At 65.0% G+C, this 4,100-nt stretch carries 5 protein-coding genes and 2 pseudogenes; 2 read left to right on the top strand and 5 right to left on the bottom strand.

Annotation, left to right across the window (positions count from 1 at the left end; all coding sequences use genetic code 11):
• Positions 1 to 207: 207 nt before the first annotated feature.
• A pseudogene (locus tag AX702_RS12125) lies at positions 208 to 615 on the top strand (transposase); the annotation flags it as partial.
• Positions 589 to 1,086 carry a response regulator gene (locus tag AX702_RS12120; RefSeq protein WP_307718164.1) on the top strand — a complete coding sequence of 166 codons (498 nt, stop codon included), beginning with the start codon at positions 589 to 591 and terminating at the stop codon, positions 1,084 to 1,086. The pseudogene AX702_RS12125 and the gene AX702_RS12120, both read left to right, overlap by 27 nt.
• Here AX702_RS12120 and AX702_RS12115 read toward each other — a convergent pair.
• The 5 genes and pseudogenes from AX702_RS12115 to AX702_RS22570 form a co-directional block, all read right to left on the bottom strand.
• On the bottom strand, positions 1,071 to 1,475 hold the full coding sequence (locus tag AX702_RS12115) for a hypothetical protein (RefSeq protein ID WP_010409157.1): 405 nt from the start codon (positions 1,473 to 1,475) through the stop codon (positions 1,071 to 1,073). The two genes, AX702_RS12120 and AX702_RS12115, sit on opposite strands and share 16 nt — an antisense overlap.
• Before the next feature lie 96 nt (positions 1,476 to 1,571).
• Positions 1,572 to 2,063, bottom strand: a complete 492-nt coding sequence (locus AX702_RS12110; protein ID WP_010409155.1) for a hypothetical protein — start codon at positions 2,061 to 2,063, stop codon at positions 1,572 to 1,574.
• A complete protein-coding gene (locus tag AX702_RS12105; RefSeq protein WP_010409153.1) occupies positions 2,060 to 2,557 on the bottom strand; it encodes a hypothetical protein in 498 nt (165 codons plus the stop codon). The genes AX702_RS12110 and AX702_RS12105 overlap by 4 nt, the downstream gene beginning before the upstream one ends.
• On the bottom strand, positions 2,554 to 3,708 hold the full coding sequence (locus AX702_RS12100; protein ID WP_010409151.1) for a nuclease-related domain-containing protein: 1,155 nt from the start codon (positions 3,706 to 3,708) through the stop codon (positions 2,554 to 2,556). Before AX702_RS12100 ends, AX702_RS12105 begins: the two co-directional genes overlap by 4 nt.
• Positions 3,705 to 4,100: pseudogene (locus tag AX702_RS22570) on the bottom strand (CsgG/HfaB family protein); the annotation flags it as partial. The pseudogene AX702_RS22570 and the gene AX702_RS12100, both read right to left, overlap by 4 nt.

Below are 4,100 nucleotides of genomic sequence, written 5' to 3'. Positions count from 1 at the left end.
TCTCCTGCCGCAGGCGACGCCGATGCGCGATCCGCGCCGCCTGGATGTCCTTTAGCCCGGCTTATTCATCGGGTTCGGTCAGAAGGGTTGGCGGGAGTGGTTTAAGCGATTGCTTTGATGTAGGAAAATGGGTGTCTAGGCCATTCCTGCAGCGAGGCAATTTATGCCACGGACCACACCCGCCGGGAGCGATGATAGCGCGCCGGGATTTCGTTTCCAGCGATCGGGCGCAAGAAGATCACAGCCGCGTTCGACGGAGGTCGGCTCACCTCGGATGGCGGTGTTCTGCTGCTGGCACAGGCCGAGCGCGCGATGGGGCTTTGCCGGCGGCTTGCGGCTTGCATTGCCGATCCGCGCGATCCTGCGCGGGTGATCCATCGCCTTGATGACATACTGCGTGCCCGCGTGTTCGCGATCGCGTGCGGCTACGAGGACGCCGATGATCTCGACGCTCTGCGTGACGATCCGGGCTTCCGCCTGGCGCTGGGCAAGCTGCCGGGATCGGGCGCGGGGCTGGCCAGCCAACCAACGATGAGCCGGTGGGAAAATGCGCCGACCACACGCGAGTTGGCCAGGATGATGTCCGCGATGATCGACATCTACTGCGCCAGTTACGATTGCAAGCGCCTACAGATACAGGCGGTTGTAGAGGTGATGAACACTTCGACCGTACCTTTCGCGCTCGCGGTCGATGACGTCCCGATCATCCTGATGGACATGACGCTGATCCTGGAGGACGCCGGCTTTCGCTGTCATGAGGCGATGGACGGCGATACCGCGATCGTGCTGCTGGAGGAGCAGGCCGACAACACCATCCTGCTGTTCTCCGATGTCGAGATGCCGGGATCGATCAACGGCTTTGCGCTGGCGCGTCATGTCGCACAGCACTGGCCCTGGATCGAGATCGTGATCGCCAGCGGCAATATCCGTCCCAATCCGGGTGACATGCCCGAGAAGGCGACGTTCATCCCGAAGCCCTTCTCGGCTGCGATCGTCCACGAGCACCTCCGCAGGACGCTGCCTGACGGCAAGAAGCCCGCGCCGCTGAAGAATGCGGTGACGACGCCGGTTCAGCCGGGAGCCTGAGCCACCCCTGCCGAGGCGAGCAACTGCGCGTCGGTCGCGTCGCGGTTGTCGATCCACCATTTGGCGTCCGCGATGCCGAGCAGCGCCGCGCCGGTTTCGACGCTATCGAGAGGTTGATCCTTGCGCAGCAAGGCGATCCGTTTCGCGCGAATGGTCGTTGCCCAGCTGACCTGTCGTTCCGAGCCGTTGAGCGGCGCCAGCGACAGATGGGCAACGGCTTGTTGCGAGGCCGCGGCGTCGCGCTCGTTCTCTTCCTGGCGCTGCTTGCGGTAGCACGCGCCGCAGACCGTCGTGCGCAGCCAGGTGGCCTTGCGCTCCTGCTGCGACGCGAACCCGGCAATGAAATGGGTTTGCTCATGGCCGCAGGTGTGGGTGATGCGATGGTCCATGACGTTCAGCCTGTCATATGGGCCGGATTTGTTCCAGCGGGATTGAGTCGAGCCGTTCGGTTCCGGCGACCGATGCTCGCGGCATGAAGATGGCGATCACGACCCGAGTGGGCTGCTCATCACCAGCACGGTCGCGCGCGCGATCGGCGCCGGCGCTACGCCGGCTCTGAAGGGGGCGACCGCCCCCCACCGCAGCGACTTGGCGACGGGGCGATAGCTGACCGGATGGATGCCATCCCGGCTCGGTTGCGCCCGCAGCGGGATGACGGTGTCGCCGAAACGTGCCGCGATCGACGTGACAATGGATGACGCGCGCAGGTCGTAGGGGGCAAGCCAGGCCACCTTGACGGCGGTGGTTCGCCGCCTGAGCGCAAGAAGGTTGGTTGGGAGCGCCGGACTGGCGGCATCGTTCGACCCGAGTGCGATGAGGGCGACGGTGGCGGCCGAAGCGCCCCTCACCCGCCGCTCGATCTCGGCCGAACCGGCACCCACGCGCGCATGAACCTCGCAGCGTATGCCCTGTGCTGCCAATGCCTGCGCCGTGCCGACCGCGGTGCTGTCGCCCAGGATCAGGCAGAAGGGAATCATGGCCGACCAGCCTGATGGGCAAGCGGTTTTCGTGGAGTGGTCATGTCGCCGTAGGCAAGTAGCCCGAAGATGGCGACAGCACAGCCGGCGATGCCGAACGCTGCGCGTGCCAGCCCGATCAGCCGCGCCTTGCGACCCTTGCGAAGGTGGTTCCACCCTCGATCGAGCGAGGTACGCCAGGACAGCCAGCCATCGCCGATATCGCTCGCGCCGAACATCGCGATGGGGATCGCGACGGCCAGCATGATATGCCGGATGTCGGCGCGGGCGATCACGATGGCGAGAAAGGTCGCGACCAGAATGAACAGCGCGATGGCGTTGATGACGCTGTAGAGCGGGCGCAGCCGAAAGATCCGACGCGAGGGCGCAGCGAGGTAGCGCACGATCGGACGGCGGCAGGTGTCGCAGACCAGCATGTGCTGCCCCAGCGGCCAGCGGCGCATCGCCTCATGGCAATACGGGCATTCGGGCCGGGGCAGGCTGATCATATTCATGCGACGTGGCCGACCCTGATCGCATCGGGAAGTGCAGCCCGGATCACGTCGGCGACGTCGGGCACGCAGATCCAGTTGGAGAATCTCGGGTTCCAGATCGCCTTGCCCTTGCACAACGCGGAAAGAACCTCCCTGCCGATCTCATCGTCGCGCGCGGCCCTGAATGCGATGCGGCCATCTGGCAGTGTCCGCTCGACGATCCCGGCGCATACCTCGATAGGTGCGCCCGCCTTGACGGGAACCGCCTTGGCAGGGGGCGATACCTCCAAAACGGTGCATTCAACCGCTACCGATGTGGAGGGACTTTGCGCCGGATGAACAGTGACAGGCTCTGCCTCGACGTACGGCGGCAATTCCGGCACAGACGCGGCCTGGACGATGGGCATGTTGATCGGCCCAGACGGGTCGCCGGTATGAGACGTATCGGCGGCGTCCGTGCTGTCAGGAACGATGCCGAGGCGGGTATAGATATCGCCCTCCTGGACATGGTCGGCGATGAGCTGGTCGGCGATCTCGACCATCTGCGCGGCGGTGACGCCGGTCGAAAACATTCGTCCCAGGGGCGATGACCCGCCGAACGGCACCCAGGCTTTGTAAAGGTTGTCGCATTTGTAGATCGGCTCGTCGCTGCCGATTTTGGAACGGTCGATCATCGCGGTGGGCGGAACGGACACGAATACGCCGACCTCCGCGAACGCCCTGTCATGCCCTTTTCGCTTCAGCCACGCCTGCAGCACCTTGCGTTGTCGTTTGGCCTGTTCGACCGGATTGGGGATGTTCTGCGGCTGACGTTGCGAGCGATACCAGACCATCCATTCGCCATGCTCGTTCTTCGAGATCCGGCCAGAGTAGTTCTTGGATTCGAAGATCGAGGCGGTGCGCGACGCCCGCGACAGCAGGATATGATCGAACTGCGCGAACCCGCCCTGCCCGTCCGGCAGGCGCAGATCGTGGATAAGCAGGTTGCGGTCGTTGTCAGGCCCGAATTGGTGATCGAGCATATAGGCGGTCTCGCGCTCGCCCCGCATCCCCTGGCGATGGTTCCGCACCGTCGATCGCACGCGCTCGGGGAGAGCCGCGAACTCGTCGGACGCCATCACTTCGTCGGCAAATGCGATCTCGGCCGCGCGGGTCGATTTCTTGCGGATCATCGTTTCGGCGTTCCCGGATTTGGCTGCGGCAGCGGTTGAACCGCCTGCGCCGGTAGCGGCGCGGAGGCGGGAGGCACCATTGCGGGCGGCTTGGCCGGCACCAGCCTCGCCTCGAGCCGTGGCCGTGCATCCTCGATCAGCTTGCGGAACGCATCGAGCGTCGCCAGCGTGGTGATCTTGCCGATGTCGGTCGAGGCGTAGCTTCCACCGAGCGCACCCACGCCAAGACCGAGCAACAGCCCACCGCCCACGACGCCGATATCCTTCTTGCGCGCCGACCCGCTGGCGACCGCTTCCTGGATGCCGGTGTTCACGTCGACCAGCGTCATCAGCACCTGGCTTTCGAGTGTCTTCGACTTGAGCCCGACCGCCCCGCCGAACACACCGCCGAC

The organism is Sphingomonas sp. CCH5-D11, from assembly GCF_001557395.1.
In the GTDB taxonomy this organism is placed as follows: Bacteria; Pseudomonadota; Alphaproteobacteria; order Sphingomonadales; family Sphingomonadaceae; genus Sphingomonas.
This window is presented reverse-complemented; position numbering and strand designations above follow the sequence as displayed.